The organism is Alkalicoccobacillus porphyridii, from assembly GCF_007293315.1.
GTDB classification, from domain to species: domain Bacteria; phylum Bacillota; class Bacilli; order Bacillales; family Bacillaceae_D; genus Alkalicoccobacillus; species Alkalicoccobacillus porphyridii.
The window spans coordinates 60,575-82,894 of the sequence record NZ_VLXZ01000006.1 but is presented as its reverse complement, the minus strand read 5'-3'; the positions used below and the strand labels follow the sequence as shown (position 1 = coordinate 82,894).

The following is a 22,320-nucleotide window of genomic DNA, read 5'->3' as shown; positions in this document are numbered from 1 at the left end:
TCTTTTCTTATTTTTTCAGAAGTGCTGCTATAAAGAATCCATCTGATTGATAGTCTTGCGGCAGCACGGTTAGCATACCGGTTTGATAACGATTTGCCTCAGGCTCAAAGGGCAATCGATTTGACAACTGTTCATCAAGAACAAAGTCAGGATGATTACGCAAGAATTGTTGAACCGTCCCCTCATTCTCAGCTTTATCCACTGTACATGTACTATATACAAGACGTCCGCCTTTTTTCACACATGTACTTGCTGCTGCAAGAATATCTGCTTGAACTTTGGCAATTTGCTTAACATCCTGCTCTGATTTTGCCCATTTAATATCCGGTTTGCGCTTAAGCACACCAAAACCAGTACATGGCGCATCCACCAGGACCCGGTCATACACAGGTTGATGATGAACAAGCTTTCTAGCATCCATAGCTTCAGCCTTAATAATAGAAAGCCCGAGTCTATGTGCCTGATCTTTTATTAGTTTTATCTTTTGAGTATGCAAGTCAAAGGCTTGTACACTGCCTTGATTATTCATGAGTTCAGCAAGATGTGTAGTTTTGCCCCCAGGAGCTGCACATGTATCTAAAATCTCCATACCAGCCTCAGGTGCAAGAGCTTGAGCCACAAGCATCGAGCTTTCATCTTGCGCAGTCATCTTTCCTTGAAGATACGCCTTAGATTCAAATACGGCTCCCTTTTCGATAACTATACCCACTTCCGACAATTCGGCAGCTCGTGCTTCAATTCCTTCTTCTTCAAGCTCTCGTAACAGATCTTCTCTATTCGTTTTTGTTGTATTTATCCGCATACTTAAAGAAGCGGGCAATAGGTTCTCAGCGCACATCTTCTCTACCTCATGCTCACCGTATTGCTCAATCCAACGCTTAAGTAACCATTCTGGATGGCTCGTGGAGATAGATAAGCGCTCAAGAGGATTCTCAATTTGTTCAAATGCAGGTCTTTGAGCACGTTGAAACGCTCGAAGGACCCCATTCACCATGCCACTTATTCCTTTATGACCACGCTTATTAGCTATGGTTACAGCTTCATGCACAATCGCTCTCTCGGGTACACGATCTAAATAAATCATTTGGTACATGGACAGTCTTAGCAGGACTAAAACCCAAGTATCAAGCTTTTTTGAGCCTTTTTTCAGAAAAGGCTTCATGTAATAGTCAAGTGTAAGCTTACGTTGAATGGTACCATATACAATCTCTGTTAAAAGCGCTGAGTCCCTACGATCTAACCCCGCGCTTTTTCTAGTTTCATTTAATAGTAAATGGCTGTATGCTTGATTTTTTTCAATCTTTAATAATACATCCAGTGCCGCTTCTCTAACTGTTATACCCATGTTATTCTCCTAACTTCGTTCCAAGAGCCAGCCTTGATCCTACTCCTCTTATGAAGGACGACGCATCCATCCGCTTTTTTCCTGCTGGCTGCAGTTCAGATACACTTATTAATGGTCCGCTCCCCGTGCTAATTACAATGCCATCGTCATTCATTTGGACAATCTCACCAGGCTGTGTGCGCAGGGATTCATCCTGTATCGTGGTAGCCTTCCAGACCTTCAAATGCTTTCCTTCCAGAATTGTATAGGCAACCGGCCAAGGGCAGAGACCACGAATCTGGTTATGCAAATCATACCCATCCTTCGTCCAATCAAGCCTTTCCATCTCACGCGTAATGTTTCGAGCAAAGCTAACCTTGCTTTCGTCCTGTTTAATAGGTGTCAATTCTCCCTTAACAAGCTTCGAGATGGTATCTATCAGAAGCGGTGCACCCGCTTCACTCAGCTTGTTATGCAAACTTCCTACATTATCTTCTGAGTCTATTGGGACCTTTACCTGGCTAAGAATATCACCAGCATCCAACTTCTCCACCATATACATTATGGTAATGCCTGTTTCAGTTTCTCCATCAATAATCGCCTGATGAATTGGAGCACCTCCACGATATTTCGGAAGCAGAGAGGCGTGAACGTTGATACATTTATACTGTGGTACTTCAAGTAATTCATTAGGTAGTATTTGTCCAAAAGCAGCTGTCACAATTAAATCCGGTTTAAGCTCAGCGATTTGCGGCCATTCTGTGCGTATCTTCTCGGGTTGAAAAACTGGTAAACCTAGACGCTCTGCTTCCACTTTGACTGGAGGAGCAGTTAATAGCTTTTTTCGTCCAACAGGTCGATCTGGTTGTGTTACGACCGCCTTCACTGGATAGGTTTCATGTAGCATTGTTAACACTGGCACAGCAAAATCAGGCGTACCCATAAATACTATATTCATTCTCACACTACCTTTCACCTTACATAAAAAAGTAGGGATGCATATCCAAACTAATTTGTAAGTTACCTTGAGTTGTATCTCGTAAATAGTGCCTTAAGATCTGTTGTAATGCCTCAATCACTCTAGGTTCATTTTTGTATTTTATCATGCATTGATAGCGATATCTATCTTTTATACGGGCGATGGGGGAGACAACAGGACCAAGTACAACGGTCTCTTTGCTCATCGTTCTTTTTAAATAATCAGCAATTTTTTGTGATTTCTCTATGACATTTGGAAGATCTGGATCTGATACTGTGATGAGTGCCATGAATCGGTAGGGGGGATACTCTGCTGTTCTTCTTTGAGCCATTTCATAATCAAAAAACCCTTCATAATTGTGTTCTGTTACAAGCTGAATGCTGTAGTGATCAGGTGTATATGATTGCAAAAGCACCTCACCTGGCTGTTCATGTCTTCCCGCTCGTCCACTTACCTGTTCCAGAAGCTGAAAAGTCCTTTCACCAGAACGAAAATCAGGGATGTGCAGCATGGCATCTGCTGCTAAAACACCTACTAACGTAATATTAGGGAAATCTAATCCTTTGGCAATCATCTGGGTCCCTAGCAAAATATCCGCTTCTCCATGGCCGAATGCGTCTAATAATTTCTGATGGGCTCCCTTAGTACGAGTAGTATCAACGTCCATCCGAATTACTCTGGCTTCAGGTAATACACGTGTTAATTCCTCTTCCACCTTTTGTGTCCCCGTTCCAAAGAAACGGATATGCTCTCCCTCACACTCAGGGCAAACACTTGGCATCGCTTCTTCATGTCCACAGTAATGACACTTTAGTGAATGATTACTGCGATGGTACGTTAACGATATATCACAATGCTCACATTGCGGAACATAGCCGCAGTCTCTACACATCACAAAGGTTGAATATCCTCGACGATTGAGAAACAGGACACTTTGTTCTTTTCGTTCAAGCCTTGTCTTAAGTGCTTCCATCAAGGAAGTCGAGAACATGGACCGATTCCCCGCACGAAGCTCTTCTCGCATATCAACAATTTCAACTGTTGGCATGGGGCGATTATGAACACGATGCTTGAGGGAAAGTAAGGTATATACGCCTTTTTTTGCACGAGCATAGCTTTCTAATGAAGGTGTCGCACTTCCAAGGATAACCGGACACTGATGATAGTTTGCTCGTTTAATCGCCACTTCCTTTGTATGGTACCTCGGCATATCCTCCTGTTTATAGCTCATCTCATGCTCTTCATCCATAATGATAAGTCCAAGCTTTGAAAAAGGAGCAAATACAGCTGAGCGAGCACCTACAACCACCTTCACTTCACTTCTATGAATTCGTCTCCACTCATCGTACTTTTCTCCTGTCGAGAGTCCGGAGTGCATAACCGCTACCTCGTCTCCAAATCTAGCTTTAAAACGCGCAACAATTTGTGGGGTCAGTGAAATCTCCGGAACAAGCATAATCGCTTCTTTTCCCTGATTTAATACCTGTTCGATGGTTTGTAGGTAGATCTCTGTTTTACCGCTTCCAGTCACACCATGTAAGAGAAATGTCTCACTTTGATTGTTTAATACGGATTCTGATATAGGAGTAAATACTTGCTGTTGTTCATCTGTTAACGGAAGTGCTGGTGTTTGCTTATATTCAACACCTTGAAGGGGATCTCGATAGGTTTCCTGTTCCCACTCAACAACCAGATGCTTGTCGATTAAAGCTTTTAGATTAGCTCGCGTCGTTTTTGTTGCAGAGAGCACTTCCTGTGATCTTAGTGCTTTATCCTGTTGTTTAAGATATAAAAGGAGTTCTCGTTGCTTATGAGCATTTTCCTTTACCTTGGTTTCATCTGCTGAATCAGCGAGCTTTATCCATTTTTCCGTTTTCTTTTTCCCTTTTTCCTTCACTACATAATGTACGGCAAGCTGTCCTTGATCCAAGGCATTTCTCACATGCTTTAGATGGCCAGCAAGAGCATCTACAGCGTCCTTCCATAGAATGGTACGCTTCTCTTTAAACAATGGCTGAAGATACGGATGTAGTTCATTTAACTCTGTTAATAGATGTAATTCCTTGGTGACGGCCGTTTTTAATGCAGCTGGAAGCATAGCTTGATACGCACTAATTCGAAAACAAATGGTTTGTTCAGCTAGCCATTCACCAAGTGTTAGGAGTTCATCGGTTAAGACCGGAGTAGGATCTAATACCTCTTCAATAGACTTTAGCTTTTGCACGTCACTCTCTTGGACTACCTCTATCACAAATCCTTGAATAAGCCTCGGTCCAAAAGGAACAACGATTCGCATACCCGGCCTTACAATTTCTTCGAGATGATCCGGGATGATGTAATCAAAGAGACGATCCGTTTGCGCAGCGGGTACATCAACAATTGTCCTCGCAATCATATTTAATGCTGCTCCTCAGTGTAGCTTTTGATAGCTTCTAAAATATGTTCCGCTGTTTGTTTCTTTGAAGCCATCGGGAATGCTTGCTCTTGACCATGTTTATTAAAAATCGTAATGACATTTGTATCATGATTAAATCCGGCACCATCGGCTGAAATGTCATTCGCCACAATCAAATCTAAGTTCTTTCTTTCTAATTTATCCTTGGCAAAATAAGCTACATTTTCAGATTCCGCCGCAAAGCCGACTAATATTTGATCTGTCGTTTTTTGTGTTCCTAGTGTTTTTAAAATATCTTTAGTAGATTCGAGTTCTACATTCCATTGTTCATCGTTCTTTTTTCTTTTTTGATTATAGGTTTCTACGGGACGATAGTCTGCTACAGCTGCAGATTTAATCGTGACATCAGCTTCTGAAAAGCTGGCCGTCACTGAGTCATACATTTCCTCTGCTGTAATTACCTGTTTAATCACTACACCAGGAGGAGGCTCTAAATTAGTTGGCCCAGAAACGAGTTCGACCTTTGCTCCCTTTGCCGCTGCTGCTTCAGCGATGGCATAACCCATTTTTCCAGAAGAATGATTTGAAAAATATCTAACTGGGTCAATAGCCTCTCGAGTAGGTCCGGCTGTGATTAACACTTTCTTTGACTTCCAGAAAGGGTCTGGTTCTTCAAAAGATGCCTGCAAAACATTTAGAATGTCTTTAGGTTCAGCCATTCTTCCTTTACCTACCCATCCACATGCTAAATATCCGGCTTCTGAGTCAAAAAGCTGGTATCCAAACGAATCTAGCTTTTTCATATTTTCCTGTACGGCAGGATTATTGTACATATTGATGTTCATTGCAGGAGCTATATACACCGGCGCTAATGTAGCTAGTACCGTTGTCGAAACCATATCATCAGCCAATCCATTTGCCAGCTTTGCAATCATATTTGCAGTAGCTGGGGCAATGACACAAGCATCTGCCCAATCAGCAATATCAATATGGGCAATTTTCTCTGGGTCTGGCTCTGTAAACGTATCTATGTAAACAGGATTTCTTGATAAAGCCTGAAAGGTAAGAGGCTTTACAAATTCCTGTGCAGATTGTGTCATCATTACTTTTACTTCCGCACCTGCTTGTACAAGCTTACTTGTAAGATCACAAGCTTTATAGGAGGCAATTCCGCCTGTCACACCAAGTAGAATTTTCTTTCCTGCTAGCATAGTCCCCGCCTCTTTCATCATTAAGTCTACTCTTACTATAATAGAAAACAACCTATTTTCGCAAAAATAGGTTGTTCATTAAGGCTATTCTACAGTATTTTCTGGCTGATGACGTTCGAATGTGAGATGATCCTCAACAATTTCTTCAAGTGCCATTCCAACTGATTTATAGGACTGCGGCTCTTGAACCAGCGGGCCTCTGCGCACATCTTCACGAATCTCTCTAGCACGTCGTGCCGATACAGTCACCAATGTATATTTTGAATCTAATTTCTCCATTAGAGAATCAATCGAAGGATATAGCATACGATTATTCAACCTCCACAAGTTCTTTGTATTTTTCAATTAAACGGACTCTCTTACAATGTTCTGCCGTAACAATAGATCGGATACGATTAACAGCTAACTCCACTGCATCATTTTCTACAACATAATCGTACATCTTCATTAAATCGATTTCTTCCTTTGCTACAGTCATTCGGGCATCAATGACTTCTGCTGTCTCTGTTCCACGACCAACAATTCGTTTACGTAGCTCAGCCAAGCTCGGTGGCATCAAAAAGATAAAAACACCTTCTGGGAATGCTTCACGTACTTTCATCGCACCTTGAACTTCAATTTCTAGAATAATATCTTGTCCACGATCCAACGTCTCGCGAACATAATCGACAGGCGTCCCATAAAAGTTGCCCACGTATTCTGCCCATTCAAGCAGCTTATCGTTCGCTATCATCGTTTGAAATTCATCATGGCTCTTAAAAAAATAATTAACTCCATCCACCTCACCAGCTCTTGGCTTTCTTGTGGTGGCAGAGACTGAGTATTGAATGTCAGTGTTCTTACTGCGCAAGGCACTGCAGACAGTTCCTTTTCCTACTCCCGCGGGTCCTGACAATACAATGAGCAGGCCTTTTTCTTTTTTCATCGCTACTGTACCTCCAATGTAAACTCATACCTCATGAATCGTCGTTGTTGTCTTCTTTCACGGTTAATCGTTGAGCCACGGTTTCCGGCTGTACAGCACTTAGTATAACATGATCACTGTCAGCAACAATTACCGCTCGTGTCCGCCGTCCATATGTTGCATCTATCAGCATATTCCGGTCACGCGCATCTTGAATGATACGCTTAATTGGTGCGGATTCAGGGCTCACGATGGAGATAATTCGGTTCGCTGAAACAATGTTGCCAAAACCTATATTTATTAATTGAATACTCATAATGGCATCCCCCTGTCTAATTGATCCCGTCTCTACGCTTGCTCTTATTCTGCTATTATACCAAATAATTCCTATTATATACGAATTACCTAATATCGACCATCATAGATGGTGCTAATGTATCTATGTAATGCGGCGCATCCCTTCTATTTTAACGGACTTTCTGTTTCACAACAAGTCTTCTTCTTGAATTCTAAACAATTGATCTTTTTTAAGGGGGCAAACATAAAAAAACTTGTCGAAAATCCGAGATCATCGACAAGCTTTAATAGCTACTAAAAATGAGTCATCTAGAAATGAGCTCATGCACCGCTACAGGAGAAAACTTCGCTTTCCACGGGAACGGCCTCAGCCCTTGAAGTGGAAGGGCGCCACTTCAATGTCTTCAGACGCGTTCTGTTCCGTAGGAGTCTACGTTTTCTCCTTCCGCTCATTTGCCCGATCAGACAAATGAGCCACATTGCTACCTAAGTTAGGGCTGTTGTTTATTTATAAGCAGTTTGTAGTTGCCTCGACAAAACGGGCATGAGGATACCTCTCAGTATACCCCCATTTCGGGAGTGACGAGCAAAGAATTGACAGTCTCATGTACCCTCATTCCTTTATATGTTTAGAGTTACGTAAACTCTTCATATGTCATCTCTCTCATATCCGTGACATCACCCACTCATCAAGCGGATGAAAAGGAGGTCACTGAAAAAGTCATGAAAGAATGAGCTAAAAGGCGCCGCTACAGGAGAACCCTACGCTTTCCGCGGGAACGGCCTCAGCCCTCGAAGTGGAAAACCACCACTTCGATGTCTTCAGACGCGTTCTGTTCCGCAGGAGTCTACGGGTTCTCCTTCCGCTACTGCTCTAATCAAACAAATGACAAACGTTTCTTACAGAAATGAGTACTATTTTTTGGATAAGAAGATTAACTCATATAAAGCTTCTTTTTCGGTGGCCTCAATAAAAAGGTTCATTGAGCTAAATCGACGTAGTCGAGTTAGCTCATTACCTTATGATTGCGTAAATACTAATTCCAACATCTATCTAAACAAGCGGACGAAAATGGTGGGCCGACACCTGCGGGATGAAAAGGTTCAATGAGATAAATCGACGGAGTCGGGTTAGCTCATTACCTTCCCGCGGTAAGCGTGCCCCCATTTTCGGGAGCGGCAGCCGAAGATACAAAACTAATTTGCTGCACGGACTCTATCTGTACCAACTATCCTCATTTTTTTGGTTTCAGTAGCTGGAATCCACCAAGGACCACCGTTGGAATAGATGCTAATCCTAAAACTAGGAACCATTCGCGCAATGATACTGGTACCGTATGGAAGATCGGTTGTAATGACGGGATGTAAATAACCGCAAGCATAAGTCCTGTTGAAATTAGTACAGCCGCGACTAAATAAATATTTTCAAATGGATTCCGGTGGTAGACAGAGTATTCGCTTCGACAATCAAACACATGAATGAGCTGGGCCATAACCAAGGTTAAAAAAGCAATGGTTTGCGCTCGCGTTAAGTCTCCATCATGTTCTTGGTACACCATCCAAAATGCCGCGAGAGTAACCGCCCCTATCATAAATCCTCTGCTAAGAATTTTCCACGTTAACCCTCTTGCAAACACTCCTTCATTTGGACTTCTAGGCTTACGTTTCATTACGTCACCCTCGGCCTGATCCATACCTAGGGCCATTGCAGGTAAACCATCCGTTACCAGGTTAATCCAGAGTATTTGAATGGCCGCTAAAGGTAAAGGTAATCCAAGAATCATCGCAAACAGCATGACCAGAATCTCTCCAACATTAGAAGCCAACATGTAGCGAATGAATTTACGAATGTTCTCATAGATGTTCCGACCTTCTTTAATCGCTTCTTTAATAGTAGAGAAGTTATCGTCGCTAAGAATTAAGGAAGACGCTTCTTTCGCAACATCTGTGCCGGTTATGCCCATAGCAATCCCGATATTCGCGGCTTTAATGGCCGGAGCATCATTAACTCCATCACCTGTCATCGCAACAATGTGTCCATTTTCCTGCAAAGCCTGGACGATACGCAGCTTATGCTGAGGTGAGACTCTGGCAAAGACATACATATCATCGATAGACGCGGCTAATTCTTGATCAGAGAGCTTAGACAATGATTGTCCATCCATAACTTTTCCACCATCGGGAAGAATATTCAGTTGTTTAGCGATAGCAGCGGCCGTAAGCTTATGGTCTCCAGTTATCATTAACGTGCGAATACCAGCCTCGTGACATTCTGCAATCGACTGTTTTACTTCTGGTCTTGGTGGATCAATCATGCCTTGAATGCCGATAAGTGTTAACCTACTTTCTGCCTCTTCTACGTTTGAAAGGATTTCTCCGGGTGATAGCACACGGAAGGCAATGGCAATGGTCCGCAAAGCCTGACTGGCCATATCTGCAATCGCGTTTTCTAGTTCATTTCTTGTCTTTGAATCTACTTTTCTTGTACGATTTTGGTCGATCATTTGCGAAGACCTTCCTGTAACAACGTCCGGTGCTCCTTTTGTGATTAGAATGCGTTGGCCAGATCGATCCTTTACAATCACACTCATCATCTTTCGTGTTGAATCAAACGGAAACTCCTGTACGATTTGATATTGCTTAGCTAGCCCTTCCTTGCTATAGCCCGCCTTTAATGCTGCAACAACCATCGCGCCTTCCGTTGGATCACCATCAAGCACATACTGTGTCTTTGCTCGGCCAAACCGCGAATCCTTTTGTTGTTCTGTAATGGTAGCGTGACTGCATAAAAGTCCAAAGCTTAATAACTGCGCAAGCTCTCGTGTTTGAATAGGTTGTATAGCCTTACCATTTTCTACAAAGCTTCCTTTAGGCTCAAATCCTGTACCCGTCACATCCCAGAACCTACCACCACTCCAAAGCTTTGTGACCGTCATTTTGTTTTGAGTTAAGGTGCCCGTTTTATCTGAGCAAATGACAGAAGCACAGCCAAGAGTTTCCACCGCCGGAAGCTTCCGAACAATGCCCTTTCGTTTGATCATCCTTTGCACTCCTAAGGCCAGTGCTACAGTCACAATCGCTGGTAATCCTTCAGGGATAGCCGCTACCGCAAGAGATACACCACTCAAAAACATTGTATTAAGCTCGTGTCCCTGCAAAAGTCCTATAACTACAACCAAACCGGTTAATAAAAGGGCCACTGCAATCAGCATTTTGCCTAGTTGTTCAAGTCTGAGCTGTAATGGAGTAACTTGACTTTCTGTAGTTTGAAGAAGATGTGCAATTTTCCCCATTTCCGTTTTCATTCCGGTACCAACTACAACGCCAATTCCATTTCCCTGAGTAATCATTGTTCCCATAAAAAGCATGTTCTCTTGGTCGCCAACTTCCAACTCTTCCTCAATCAAGCTTTGGCTATTCTTTTGAACTGGTACCGATTCACCTGTTAGTGAAGCCTCGTCCACTCTCAGCTCATTCGTTTGAATTAATCTGATATCTGCACTTATCCGGTCCCCACTTTCAACTCTTACCAAATCGCCAGGAACAATATCAATAGAAGGCACTTTAACCCACTGTCCATCACGTTTAGCAGTCATTTGTGGTGCAGAAAGCTCTTTAAGTGCATCGAGCGACTTTTCTGCTCTTCTTTCTTGGACAAAGCCTAATACACCATTTAATAAAACAATACACATAATAGTAATGGCATCAATAACTTCTCCTATTAAACCGGAAATTAAGGTTGCGGCAAGAAGTACCAACACCATAAAGTCCTTAAATTGCCCTATAAATACAAGCAAAGCCGATATTTTTTTGCCTTCATCTAATTTGTTTGGGCCAACTTGTTTCAGCCTTTTTTTTGCTTCTTTTTCTGACAAGCCTTGATCTGAATCTGTTCCAGCCTTTCGGATTACCTCTTTCACCTCATCACGATACCAACTCATCTAGACACCTCGCATCTTGCCTCAGCTTATTTGGCCAAGCCAGTCTCTTATACAAGCCATCTTATTCAGTCACTCCCCAAAACATGCTATACTCGTGGAAGTGAGTTTTTAAAAGAGGTGATGAGCATGTCCTTTGATGGGGTCATGACACGAGCAGTGGTTCATGAAATATCAGATCAATTGGCCAATGGCCGAATTTCTAAAATTTATCAGCCGTATAAAACAGAGCTTGTATTTACAATTAGAGCGAATGGTCAAAATCATTCACTGTTATTGTCTGCGAACGCATCTTTTGCACGCGCACATATAACTGCTGAAAAATACGACAATCCATCGGTACCTCCAATGTTTTGTATGCTTCTACGTAAACATTTAGAGGGAGGCATTATCCGTTCTATTAAGCAAGAACAAATGGATCGAATCATTCATATGGTTATTTCAAATAGAGATGAGCTAGGTGACGAGAAAGAGCGCCGCCTAATTATTGAAATTATGGGGCGTCACAGTAACATCATCTTAGTTGACCCTGAATCAGAGGTCATCATAGATAGTATTAAGCATGTACGTCTAGATCAAAGCAGCTATCGAACAGTTGGGCCCGGGCAAGCTTACAAGCGTCCCCCTGAACAACATAAACTCGATGTCACAAAAGCAGACGCTGATGACGTACTTAAACATATTGACTTTAATTCAGGTAAACTTTCTCAGCAATTAGTTGATCAATTTGCCGGATTGTCACCGTTACTAGCTGAGGAAATCGTTTCTCAATCAGGCTTAGCCAACCGACAAACTCTACCCGATGCTTTCTCTCGTGTCCTTGCACCCGTTGTGAAGCATGAGTATCAACCAGAGATGGTAATGACCGAACGGAAAGAGTACTTTTCGGTGCTTCCGTTAACACACATTGAAGGTAAGAGACTCCAATTCGCAACGGTTAGCCAATTGCTCGATCGCTTTTTTTATGGAAAAGCTGAACGGGACCGTGTTCGTCAGCAGGCGTTTGATTTAGAGCGTTTCCTCCGAAATGAATGGCAAAAAAATAAGCGAAAGCTCAAAAAACTTCGCCAGACACTGAAGTCAGCTGACCAAGCTGCCCTTTATCAAAAGTACGGTGAATTAGTGACGGCTAATCTATATCAGATCAAAAAAGGTGATGCTTCGGTTGAAGTCATTGATTACTATGATGAAGAGGCTGGGATGATTCAGATTGAGCTTGACCCTTTAAAAAGCCCATCAGATAATGCACAAGCTTACTTTAAACGCTATAACAAAGCTAAAAACTCTGTAAAAGCCGTAGAGCATCAGCTAGAGCTAACAGAAAAAGAGATGGACTACCTTGATGGACTACTACAGCAAATGGAAAGTGCCTCCCCACGAGACTTAGAGGAAATACGTGAAGAACTCATGGGAGAAGGCTATATCAAACGAAGACAATCTAAGAAGCCGCACAAAAAGAAAAAAGAAACAAAGCCACAGCTCGAAAAATATCTTTCTTCAGCTGGTATCGAATTTTTGGTGGGGAAAAACAATACGCAAAATGAATATCTGACCAATCGCCTAGCTCGGCAAGACGAGATCTGGCTGCATACAAAGGATATTCCAGGATCGCATGTTGTCGTGCGCTCACTTGAACCCGACGAGGAAACGATTAAGGAAGCCGCCGTGGTTGCTGCGTTTTATAGCAAAGCGAGACTCTCTTCCTCTGTGCCAGTGGATTACACGCGTATCCGGTTTGTTAAGAAACCGAATGGATCTAAGCCAGGGTATGTTACGTATGACAAGCAAACGACTGTGTTTGTGACGCCGGATGAGGATCAGGTTATGCGGCTTCGGGCGAGGTAGGAAAGATCAATTACTATTTGAGGATAGACCTAACTGGGACTATCCTCTTTCGCTACCAAAATGGCGGGCATGCTTACCGCGGGCAGGTATTGAGCTAATCCGATTACGTCGACTTGTCTCAATGAAACCTTTTTATCCCGCAGGTGTCAATCCTCCCATTTTGGCCGCTTGTGGGGTGGGGTGTCTTTATTAAGAGCTTAAGTACTTCTATAAAGAGAGATGGGCGCGCCATTAAGGTGATTGACTCTTTTACCAAGAACCATCCCCTCTTATCAAGAAAGATCGGCGCGGTACCAAGACGATTAGCTCCTTTTCCAAGAACAAACCCCTCTTACCAAGAGCGATGGACGCAGCACTAAGACGATTGGCTCTTTTTCCAAGAACCATCCCCTCTTACCAAGAAAGGTGGGCTTCGTACCAAGATGATTGACTCTATTACCAAGAACAAAGCCCTCTTACCAAGAAAGATCGACTCCGCACTAAGATGATTGGCTCTTTTTCCAAGAACCATCCCCTCTTACCAAGAGAGATGGGCGCGGCACCAAGATGATCGGCTCCTTTTCCAAGAACAACCCCCTCTTACCAAGAAAGATGGACGCAGCACCAAGACGATTGGCTCTTTTTCCAAGAACAAACCCCTCTTACCAAGAAAGATGGACGCAGCACCAAGACGATTCGTTCTTTTACCAAGAACCATCCCCTTTTCCAAGAACCCTCTCTCTATAAAACAAGCCCGCACCACACTCATCCTGTGGCACGGGCTTTATTTTTAAGTTATTATTCTACTTCCATCCACGCCTCAGACTCAGGATCATCTCTCCAAGCTTTCAGCATCGCTTGTTCATTCTCTGAAATGACTTCAAGGTCTTTTGCGGTTTGAATCAACGTTGTATAGTCAGTCAATACGTGTGCTGTAACATTTTCAGCGGCTAGTCGACCGTCTGCTTTTTTTAGTTCGTATGTAAAAATAGCGGCTACTCCTAACACGTCTCCTTCATCTTCACGAATGGCTTCTACAGCTGAGAGTGAACTTCCACCTGTTGAGATTAAGTCTTCAATCACAACTACCTTCTGCCCTACTTCTAGTTTGCCTTCAATCCGTTTTTGCTTGCCGTGCCCTTTTGCACTGCCTCGTACATAGATCATTGGTAGATCAAGTAGCTCACTGACCCAGGCAGCGTGTGGAATACCAGCTGTTGCGGTACCTGCTATCACCTCTACTTCAGGGTAATTCGTTTGAATAAGGTCTGCTAATCCTTGCGCGACTTCTTTTCTGACGGCAGGATACGATAAGGTTAGGCGGTTGTCGCAATAGATTGGTGATTTCATGCCTGAGCTCCATGTGAAGGGCTCGGTTGGTTTTAAACTGACTGCTTGAATAGATAGTAGTTTTTGTGCGATGGATGTTTTGTTTGTCATGACTGACCCTCCCACTCCTGTTTCATTCTTTGATAGGCTGCTTGCGGATCTGATGCTTGTGTGATACTTCGGCCCACCACTATGCCCCAGCTTCCGTAGCTTTTAGCTTGTCCAGGTGTAACCACTCGGTGCTGGTCTCCTATATCATCTGTAGCTAGACGAATACCCGGTGTGACGGTTAAAAAGTCTTTTCCACATGCTTGGTGCACGGTATCAACCTCAAGTGCTGAACACACAACTCCATCGAGTCCTGCATCAGCAGTTAGTTTTGCGTAATGAGTGACGGTTTCTTGCATAGAGTCCCTAATGAGTAGCTCATCTGTTAGCATTTGCTCACTTGTACTTGTTAATTGAGTAACCCCTATTAACCTCGGTCTGGACTTGCCAGCACGTGTTCCTGCTTCTAGTCCATCTCGTGCAGCAGCCATCATTTTTTTGCCTCCAGCTGCATGAACATTCACAAGGTCAATCTCCAGCTCTGCTAACGCTCGCATCGCTCGTCCAACCGTATTTGGGATATCATGAAGCTTTAAATCAAGGAAGATGCGATGCCCCTGTTGCTTTAGTTCTTCAATGAGAGGAATTCCTTCGCGGTAAAATCCCTCCATTCCAACTTTTAGATCGAGTGTTTCCTCGCCAAAGCCTTCTAAGAAGTTCAATCTTTTTTGACGATGATCAAAATCTAGCGCAATGATTAATGGATGCTGCATGCTTCCCTCCAGCTCCCTCCGATAAGTTCTTCAACTGTATCTACACCTAGTTCGTCTAGCATATTTGGTAGCTTTTTGATTAAGGTTGGACAAATGGTTGGATCCACAAAGTTAGCTGTACCAACCGCTACGGCACTTGCGCCTGCTAGTAAAAATTCGATGACATCCTCAACCGTTTGTACACCCCCCATTCCAATAATGGGAATATCAACAGCCTGACTGACTTGATGAATCATTCTGATAGCGACCGGTTTGATGGCCGGTCCAGATAATCCGCCATACTGATTGGCTAAAATCGGTTTTCTGGTACGGATATCAATTCTTGATCCTAGCAATGTGTTAATCATTGATAATCCATCTGCACCCGCTGCCTCTACAGCTTTTGCCATCGAGACAATGTCGGCAATGTTTGGTGAAAGCTTAACATAAACCGGGATGGAGGATACGCGTTTCACTTCTCTTGTTAACTCAGCAGCCACTTCGGGAATGGTACCAAACGCAATGCCGCCCTTTTTAACATTTGGACAGGAAATGTTCAGCTCAAGTGCATGCACATTTTCAACTTTTGAAATCGTCTCGGCGACTTCAATATAGTCATCCATCTCAGATCCTGCAACGTTTGCAAGAATAGGGACATCATAATTTGCAAGTCGAGGCAGTTCGTTTTTAATAACGGCATGTAAGCCTGGATTCTGCAAGCCAATGGCGTTCAGCATGCCAGATTTTGTCTCTGCTACACGAGGTGTAGGGTTTCCGAATCTCGGCTCTGCTGTAGTTGCTTTAATGGCAATCGCACCGAGCTCACTTAAATCATAAAATTCGGCGTATTCTTTACCGAATCCAAAGCAACCAGACGCAGGCATAATTGGGTTTTTCATAGATAAGCCGGGTAATTCTACGTGTAAGCGACTCATAAAACAACCTCCCCAACAGGGAATACGGGTCCGTCCGTACATACCTTGCGATACACTGCGCCATCAGGATCTGATTCCACGTGGCACACACAGGCAAAGCAGGCACCAATACCACAGCCCATTCGTTCCTCTAACGAAAGATACACCCTTCTATTACGATACCTATTTGTTAAAGAAGCTAGCATGGGTGTTGGACCACAGGAATAGAGAACATCAAAAGTTAGCTCGGCTGCATCGATTGCATCGGTAACAAATCCTTTAAATCCATATGAACCGTCAACTGTAGCTATATGAACAGGACCGAGTTCCGCAAATTCTTGCTCATAAAAAACATCTTGCTCTGATTGGAATCCAAGCACTGTCGTAACAGGAACGCCTTTTTTCTTAAGCTCTTTACCAAGATAATACAGGGGGGGCACTCCAATGCCTCCACCAACAAGCAAAATAGATTCACCCGGCTGTGCTTCCTCAAGCGGAAAACCATTACCCAGTGGTCCTAGCACATCTAGTTCTGCCTCCCGATGTTTAGCAGACAGGCGTGTGGTTCCTTGCCCTTCTGCTCGGTAAATCATTTTCATTTGTCCCGTTTCTACATCGACATCACATATGCTAATCGGACGTCGCAAAAGCAGGTCATCATAATTATCAATTTTCACATGGACAAACTGACCAGGCTCACGCATTTCTTGCACTAGCTCTCCAGCACACGTTAATTCAAAAATATTACGAGCGATCTGTTTTTGTTCAACAATCGCAAGTGTTCCCCTTTTTTTCATGTGTGTACCTCCTTAAGCTTGTGTTTGCATGGCCGGCATGCACTCTGAAGAGAACGTAATAGATTCCAATACTCTTAAAAGTGCGTCAGCTGTATCGATAGATGTTAAGCACACAATGCCATTTTCTACGGACTCGCGACGAATACGGAAGCCATCTCGTGCTGTTTGTTTACCTCGCGTGAGTGTATTGATAACAAATTGTGCCTGACCTTGGCGAATGGTATCCAGGAGATGAGGTTTTTCCTCTCCAATTTTGTTGACGACCGTAACAGGGATGCCTGCATCTTTAATCCACTTCGCTGTACCCGCTGTAGCCTGCAAGCTGTATCCAATGCGGTGGAAACGATGAACTAAGGTCATGGCCTCTTCTTTGTCTTTATCAGCAATCGTGAATAATACTGAGCCGTGAGTAGGAATCTTCATTCCAGAAGCAATTAGACCTTTATACAATGCTTTCTCTAGCGTTGTATCGCGTCCCATTACCTCACCCGTAGACTTCATTTCAGGTCCGAGTGTGATGTCAACTCGACGCAGCTTCGCAAAGGAGAATACGGGAACCTTTACGGAAACTTCTTTAGGCTCAGGCTGATAACCTGTTTCATAGCCTAGCTCAGGCAGCTTCTTTCCAAGCATAACCTTCGTGGCTACATTCGCCATCGACACACCCGTAATTTTGCTTAAAAAAGGAACAGTACGACTGGATCTTGGGTTGACTTCAAGTACATAAACATCATCCTTATGCCAAACAAACTGGATGTTGAGCAATCCAATGATCTTGAGTCCTCTTGCTATGGCAATGGTGCGATCAATCAGACGTTGTTTTAACTCCTCTGGCACGGATTGTGAAGGGTACACCGCAATCGAATCGCCTGAGTGTACACCCGCCCGTTCAATATGCTCCATAATGCCTGGAATAAAGACATTTTCTCCATCAGAGATAGCGTCTACTTCAAGCTCTTTACCAGTTAAATATCGGTCAATCAGCACTGGATGCTTTGGATTCACTTTCACAGCGTTTGCCATGTAGTTTAAGAGCTCTGCCTCTTTGTAGACTATTTCCATAGCTCGCCCTCCAAGTACATACGAAGGTCGAACCAACACCGGATAACCAATGTCTGTAGCTATTAAAACAGCTTCCTCTACTGAGGTGGCTGTGCGACCAAGTGGCTGTGGGATGTCTAACTCTAGCAAGGCCTGTTCAAATTTATCGCGGTTTTCGGCGCGATCCATATTCTCAAGAGAGGTTCCGATAATCCGTACACCTCGTGCTTCCAAAGCATCGGCAAGGTTTATTGCTGTTTGTCCACCAAACTGGACAATGACACCTTCAGGCTGCTCCAAATCAATGACATGCATGACATCCTCAACCGTTAAAGGTTCAAAATAGAGCTTATCGGATGTGCTAAAGTCCGTAGAAACTGTTTCTGGATTGTTATTCATAATAATCGACTCATAGCCTGCCTCGCGAATTGCCCATACAGAGTGAACTGTTGCATAATCAAACTCAATTCCTTGTCCAATGCGAATTGGTCCAGAGCCGAGAACAAGGATGCTCTTTTTATTTGAGCGAATGGATTCATTTTCTTCTTCATATGTTCCGTAGAAATAAGGCGTGCTAGATTCAAACTCTGCAGCACACGTATCAACCATTTTATAAACAGGCTGAATGCCTTCTTCCTTACGCAGCTTGTAGAGCTCCGCTTCTTCCATTCCCCAAATCCGTGCGATATACGAGTCTGCAAAGCCCATCCGTTTGGCTTTGTATAATAGCTCAGTATCGCTGCGGTTATCTAAAAGCTGATGCTCAACTTGCACAATACGAGAAAGCTTTTGTAAGAAGAAGTAGTCAATCTTCGTTACGCTATGAATCTGTTCAAGCTCTACACCTCGTCTTAACAGCTCAGCGATCGCAAACATCCGTTGGTCATCTGGGCGGGCAATTTTAGCAAGTAACGCCTCTGTCGCGAGTGCAGGCATGTCCACATCTATTAAATGATCATATCCAGCTTCTAGTGAGCGCACTGCTTTTAGGATCGACTCTTCAAACGAGCGGCCAATCGCCATAACCTCTCCTGTTGCTTTCATTTGAGTTCCTAATCGGCGGTTAGCTGCTTCAAACTTATCGAAAGGCCAGCGCGGGATTTTAGTGACAACATAATCTAGTGCAGGTTCAAAGCTGGCATAGGTGGTGCCTGTTATTGGGTTCTTAAGCTCGTCCAAGCTATAGCCAACCGCAATCTTGGCAGCCATCTTAGCAATCGGATAGCCCGTCGCTTTAGAAGCTAGCGCAGAGGAACGACTGACACGCGGGTTTACTTCAATAATATAATAGTCGTTACTATCGGCATCTAAGGCAAACTGAACGTTACAACCCCCTTCAATACCTAGCGCTCGAATAATAGATAAAGATGAGTTACGTAGCATTTGGTAATCGCGATCGGTTAAGGTTTGGCTAGGCGCAGCAACAATCGAGTCTCCAGTATGAACGCCAACTGGATCAAAGTTTTCCATATTACAGACTACAATTGCTTGGTTCTTTCTGTCGCGCATGACTTCATATTCTACTTCTTTGAAGCCGGCAATACTTTTCTCTACCAAACATTGCGTGACCGGACTGTATTTTAGCCCGCTAGTTACAATTTCAATCAGTTCTTCTTCTGAGTGAACAATGCCTCCGCCTGTTCCTCCGAGAGTGTAGGCCGGGCGAACGATAACTGGATAGCCAATTTTCTGGACAAATTGAAGTGCTTCGTCTAATGTGTGGACAATTTCACTTTCTGGTACGGGCTCGTTTAGCTCATACATTAGGGCTCTAAATTGCTCACGATCTTCAGCCTGTTGAATTGCATCTAGCTTTGTACCAAGTAGCTCAATTCCATAGGTTTCGAGTATGCCCGATTGATCAAGCTCCATCGCCATATTCAGGCCAGTTTGTCCTCCGAGCGTAGCTAAAATACCGTCCGGCTGCTCTTGACGAATGATTCTACTAACAAACTCTAGCGTAATTGGTTCTATATACACCCGATCCGCCATCGCAGTATCCGTCATAATCGTTGCTGGGTTGGAGTTAATTAAAATCACTTCGTATCCTTCTTCTTTTAACGCTTGGCATGCCTGAGTACCTGCATAATCGAACTCCGCTGCCTGACCAATCACGATTGGTCCTGATCCAATTACCAAAATTTTATTTATATCTGTACGTTTGCCCACGCTGCTCATCCCCTTTATCCTACGCTAGTACCTTCTCTGCTTGAGTGGTCTTCATCATGTTCATAAATTGATTAAATAAATGGTTTGCATCCTCTGGTCCTGGGGACGCCTCTGGATGGTATTGCACGCTAAAAGCTGGATAATGAATATGAGCTAAGCCTTCAATCGTTTCATCATTCACAGCGATATGTGTAGCTTTAAGATTGGTTCCTTCAAGCGAATCAGCATCTACGGTATACCCGTGATTTTGTGCTGTAATATCAATCGCACCCGTTGCAAGCTCACGGATAGGGTGGTTAGATCCTCTGTGCCCAAATCTTAGCTTACTTGTTGTTGCTCCAGAGGCTAAGGCAAGAAGCTGGTGTCCAAGGCAGATACCAAATATCGGCACCTCACCGAGCAAATTTTTAACGGTTTCGATCGTTTCAGGCACATCTTCTGGGTTACCTGGTCCGTTACTAACTAAAACTCCATCCGCCCCTAGGCGAATAATCTCATCTGCTGGTGTATGATATGGAACAACAACGACGTCGCAATTTCGTTCGATCAACTCAAGGAGAATGCCATGTTTCATCCCACAATCAATTAATACAACCCGGTCTCCCTTTCCAGGAACATGATAAGGGTCCTTTGTAGACACTGTCTCTACCTGGTTCTTAATAGCTGGCATACCTAGAAGCTCTTGTACAACCTGATTTACATCGACCTCCATGGAGCAAATACGACCCTTTAACGTGCCTATTTCTCTAATCATTCGTGTTAATTTACGCGTGTCGATACCTGAAAGTCCAGGGATGCCCTTAGCTTTGAGTAGTGTATCGAGTGATTCTTCACTTCGCCAGTGGCTTGGCTCAAGCTCTACTTCACGCACAATTAATCCATGGATTGCCGGGCTAATTGATTCAAAATCATCCCGGTTGATACCGTAATTCCCGATTAATGGATAGGTTAACGTGACGATTTGCGCGCAATAGGATGGATCTGAGAGAATTTCCTGATAGCCTGTCATGCCCGTATTAAACACTACCTCACCACTCATTGCCAAATCGGCGCCAAAACCAACACCTTCAAACACTGCACCATTTTCTAAGATTAATTGCTTTTTCATAGCGTTACCGTCCCCTTTTCCCAAACCAAATGTCCATCTACATAAGTGAGTACTGGCCAGCCCTTACATTCCCAGCCTTCAAACGGTGTATTTATGCCTTTAGAGACAAAGGTCTCTTTTTGAATGGGCTCAACCTGCTCTAGGTCAATAACCGTAATATCTGCAGCTACCCCGTCATTTAATGTGCCACCAGTTAGGCCAAACGTTTGCGCTGGTTTCACCGTTAGCCAATCGACTAACTGCTTTAAGCTCATCACTTCTTTTTGCACTAAATGAGTGTATAGAAGCGGGAAAGCTGTCTCCAAGCCAACAATGCCAAACGGAGCCTTTTCAATGGTTGTCGCTTTTTCTGATTCTGTATGAGGAGCATGATCAGTAGCAATAAAGTCAATCGTGCCGTCAAGTAAGCCTTCGATTAAGGCTTCACGATCAGCCCGGCCTCTGAGTGGCGGATTCATTTTATAGTTTGTATCGAGGGATGGAATATCTTCATCACATAGAAGTAAATGATGAGGAGTAACCTCCGCCGTCACACGAATACCCGCTTTTTTTGCATCACGTACGACACGCACAGATTCCTTGGTACTAATATGACAGACATGATAGTGTGCACCTGCTGCCTCGGCAAGCAGTACATCTCTTGCAATATGCACGGATTCACAAACCGATGGAATCCCGTTTAACCCTTGCTCTTTGGAGAAGGTGCCCTCGTGCACAGACCCACCTTGGATTAATGTATTATCCTCACAATGTGCAACAATCGCCATATCAACTGCAGCCGCCTGTTTCATCGCAGCAAGCATGACTCCCGCAGACTGAACTCCAACTCCATCATCGGTAAAAGCAAACGCTCCTGCTTCTTTTAAGCCATGAAAATTTGTTAATTCCTGACCAAGCTGTCTCGTTGTAATGGCTGCATATGGGAGAACTCGTACAGAGCCTGTTTCCTTTACACGATTTACAACCCATTCAAGCTGCTCGGGTGTGTCCGGTACAGGTCTGGTATTTGGCATCGGTGCAATAGTTGTAAACCCACCTTTTGCTGCCGCTTTTGTTCCAGTCTCAATCGTTTCCTTTTGCTCACCACCCGGCTCCCTTAAATGAACGTGGGCATCTATCAGACCTGGCAACAGAAGCTTACCTGCAAGATCAATTGTTTCTGTAATTTGGTTAGAGGCTGCCTCATATCTCACTGCGCCATCAATTAGATACACATCCTTTTGGATCTGCTTTCCTTCAGTGTCCAAAACCATTCCATTTACAAGTGCTGTTCCCATATTCATTTCCCCC

At 43.7% G+C, this 22,320-nt stretch carries 16 protein-coding genes; 1 reads left to right on the top strand and 15 read right to left on the bottom strand.

Annotation, left to right across the window (positions count from 1 at the left end; genetic code table 11):
• Positions 1-7: 7 nt before the first annotated feature.
• The 8 genes from rsmB to FN960_RS11140 all read right to left on the bottom strand — a co-directional run bounded on the left by rsmB (position 8) and on the right by FN960_RS11140 (position 11,051).
• The gene (rsmB, locus tag FN960_RS11175) at positions 8-1,345 is read right to left on the bottom strand and encodes a 16S rRNA (cytosine(967)-C(5))-methyltransferase RsmB (RefSeq protein ID WP_143848808.1); all 1,338 of its coding nucleotides are present in this window, start codon (positions 1,343-1,345) and stop codon (positions 8-10) included.
• Position 1,346: 1 nt separating this feature from the next.
• A complete protein-coding gene (gene fmt / locus FN960_RS11170; protein WP_143848807.1) occupies positions 1,347-2,282 on the bottom strand; it encodes a methionyl-tRNA formyltransferase in 936 nt (311 codons plus the stop codon).
• Positions 2,283-2,301: 19 nt separating this feature from the next.
• Positions 2,302-4,698, bottom strand: coding sequence for a primosomal protein N' (priA, locus tag FN960_RS11165; RefSeq protein ID WP_143848806.1), 2,397 nt, complete (start codon positions 4,696-4,698; stop codon positions 2,302-2,304).
• 2 nt (positions 4,699-4,700) lie between these two features.
• On the bottom strand, positions 4,701-5,909 hold the full coding sequence (gene coaBC, locus FN960_RS11160) for a bifunctional phosphopantothenoylcysteine decarboxylase/phosphopantothenate--cysteine ligase CoaBC (protein ID WP_143848955.1): 1,209 nt from the start codon (positions 5,907-5,909) through the stop codon (positions 4,701-4,703).
• Positions 5,910-5,993: 84 nt separating this feature from the next.
• The gene (rpoZ, locus tag FN960_RS11155) at positions 5,994-6,215 is read right to left on the bottom strand and encodes a DNA-directed RNA polymerase subunit omega (RefSeq protein WP_143848954.1); all 222 of its coding nucleotides are present in this window, start codon (positions 6,213-6,215) and stop codon (positions 5,994-5,996) included.
• Positions 6,216-6,219: 4 nt separating this feature from the next.
• Positions 6,220-6,834 (bottom strand): guanylate kinase, encoded by a 615-nt coding sequence (gmk, locus tag FN960_RS11150; RefSeq protein ID WP_143848805.1) that lies wholly within the window; start codon positions 6,832-6,834, stop codon positions 6,220-6,222.
• Positions 6,835-6,865: 31 nt separating this feature from the next.
• Positions 6,866-7,129, bottom strand: a complete 264-nt coding sequence (gene remA, locus FN960_RS11145) for an extracellular matrix/biofilm regulator RemA (protein WP_143848804.1) — start codon at positions 7,127-7,129, stop codon at positions 6,866-6,868.
• Between the two features lie 1,216 nt (positions 7,130-8,345).
• Complete coding sequence (locus FN960_RS11140; protein ID WP_143848803.1) at positions 8,346-11,051, bottom strand: calcium-translocating P-type ATPase, SERCA-type; 2,706 nt, start codon at positions 11,049-11,051, stop codon at positions 8,346-8,348.
• Positions 11,052-11,177: 126 nt separating this feature from the next.
• On the opposite strand from FN960_RS11140, the gene FN960_RS11135 reads away from it, so the two are divergent.
• On the top strand, positions 11,178-12,893 hold the full coding sequence (locus FN960_RS11135) for an Rqc2 family fibronectin-binding protein (RefSeq protein WP_143848802.1): 1,716 nt from the start codon (positions 11,178-11,180) through the stop codon (positions 12,891-12,893).
• Positions 12,894-13,670: 777 nt separating this feature from the next.
• Here the strand turns inward: FN960_RS11135 and pyrE are convergent.
• The 7 genes from pyrE to pyrC are packed head-to-tail and all read right to left on the bottom strand — an operon-like array spanning position 13,671 to position 22,307.
• Positions 13,671-14,312 carry an orotate phosphoribosyltransferase gene (gene pyrE, locus FN960_RS11130; RefSeq protein WP_143848801.1) on the bottom strand — a complete coding sequence of 214 codons (642 nt, stop codon included), beginning with the start codon at positions 14,310-14,312 and terminating at the stop codon, positions 13,671-13,673.
• Entirely contained in the window at positions 14,309-15,022 is a 714-nt protein-coding gene (gene pyrF, locus FN960_RS11125) for an orotidine-5'-phosphate decarboxylase (RefSeq protein ID WP_143848800.1), read from the bottom strand. Before pyrF ends, pyrE begins: the two co-directional genes overlap by 4 nt.
• On the bottom strand, positions 15,007-15,936 hold the full coding sequence (locus FN960_RS11120; protein ID WP_143848799.1) for a dihydroorotate dehydrogenase: 930 nt from the start codon (positions 15,934-15,936) through the stop codon (positions 15,007-15,009). The genes pyrF and FN960_RS11120 overlap by 16 nt, the downstream gene beginning before the upstream one ends.
• Positions 15,933-16,712: a dihydroorotate dehydrogenase electron transfer subunit gene (locus FN960_RS11115; protein WP_143848798.1), complete on the bottom strand. Its 780-nt coding sequence runs from the start codon at positions 16,710-16,712 to the stop codon at positions 15,933-15,935. Before FN960_RS11115 ends, FN960_RS11120 begins: the two co-directional genes overlap by 4 nt.
• Before the next feature lie 12 nt (positions 16,713-16,724).
• Positions 16,725-19,922: a carbamoyl-phosphate synthase large subunit gene (gene carB, locus FN960_RS11110; RefSeq protein ID WP_143848797.1), complete on the bottom strand. Its 3,198-nt coding sequence runs from the start codon at positions 19,920-19,922 to the stop codon at positions 16,725-16,727.
• A gap of 19 nt (positions 19,923-19,941) precedes the next feature.
• Entirely contained in the window at positions 19,942-21,030 is a 1,089-nt protein-coding gene (carA, locus tag FN960_RS11105) for a glutamine-hydrolyzing carbamoyl-phosphate synthase small subunit (protein WP_143848796.1), read from the bottom strand.
• The gene (gene pyrC / locus FN960_RS11100; RefSeq protein ID WP_143848795.1) at positions 21,027-22,307 is read right to left on the bottom strand and encodes a dihydroorotase; all 1,281 of its coding nucleotides are present in this window, start codon (positions 22,305-22,307) and stop codon (positions 21,027-21,029) included. The genes carA and pyrC overlap by 4 nt, the downstream gene beginning before the upstream one ends.
• Positions 22,308-22,320 lie beyond the last annotated feature (13 nt).

Bases quoted from the DNA above. Each gene is read 5' to 3' on its own strand.
- rsmB (WP_143848808.1), bottom strand. From the start codon at position 1,345: ATGGGTATAACAGTTAGAGAAGCGGCACTGGATGTATTATTAAAGATT.
- fmt (WP_143848807.1), bottom strand. From the start codon at position 2,282: ATGAATATAGTATTTATGGGTACGCCTGATTTTGCTGTGCCAGTGTTA.
- priA (WP_143848806.1), bottom strand. From the start codon at position 4,698: ATGATTGCGAGGACAATTGTTGATGTACCCGCTGCGCAAACGGATCGT.
- coaBC (WP_143848955.1), bottom strand. From the start codon at position 5,909: ATGCTAGCAGGAAAGAAAATTCTACTTGGTGTGACAGGCGGAATTGCC.
- rpoZ (WP_143848954.1), bottom strand. From the start codon at position 6,215: ATGCTATATCCTTCGATTGATTCTCTAATGGAGAAATTAGATTCAAAA.
- gmk (WP_143848805.1), bottom strand. From the start codon at position 6,834: ATGAAAAAAGAAAAAGGCCTGCTCATTGTATTGTCAGGACCCGCGGGA.
- remA (WP_143848804.1), bottom strand. From the start codon at position 7,129: ATGAGTATTCAATTAATAAATATAGGTTTTGGCAACATTGTTTCAGCG.
- FN960_RS11140 (WP_143848803.1), bottom strand. From the start codon at position 11,051: ATGAGTTGGTATCGTGATGAGGTGAAAGAGGTAATCCGAAAGGCTGGA.
- FN960_RS11135 (WP_143848802.1), top strand. From the start codon at position 11,178: ATGTCCTTTGATGGGGTCATGACACGAGCAGTGGTTCATGAAATATCA.
- pyrE (WP_143848801.1), bottom strand. From the start codon at position 14,312: ATGACAAACAAAACATCCATCGCACAAAAACTACTATCTATTCAAGCA.
- pyrF (WP_143848800.1), bottom strand. From the start codon at position 15,022: ATGCAGCATCCATTAATCATTGCGCTAGATTTTGATCATCGTCAAAAA.
- FN960_RS11120 (WP_143848799.1), bottom strand. From the start codon at position 15,936: ATGAGTCGCTTACACGTAGAATTACCCGGCTTATCTATGAAAAACCCA.
- FN960_RS11115 (WP_143848798.1), bottom strand. From the start codon at position 16,712: ATGAAAAAAAGGGGAACACTTGCGATTGTTGAACAAAAACAGATCGCT.
- carA (WP_143848796.1), bottom strand. From the start codon at position 21,030: ATGAAAAAGCAATTAATCTTAGAAAATGGTGCAGTGTTTGAAGGTGTT.
- pyrC (WP_143848795.1), bottom strand. From the start codon at position 22,307: ATGGGAACAGCACTTGTAAATGGAATGGTTTTGGACACTGAAGGAAAG.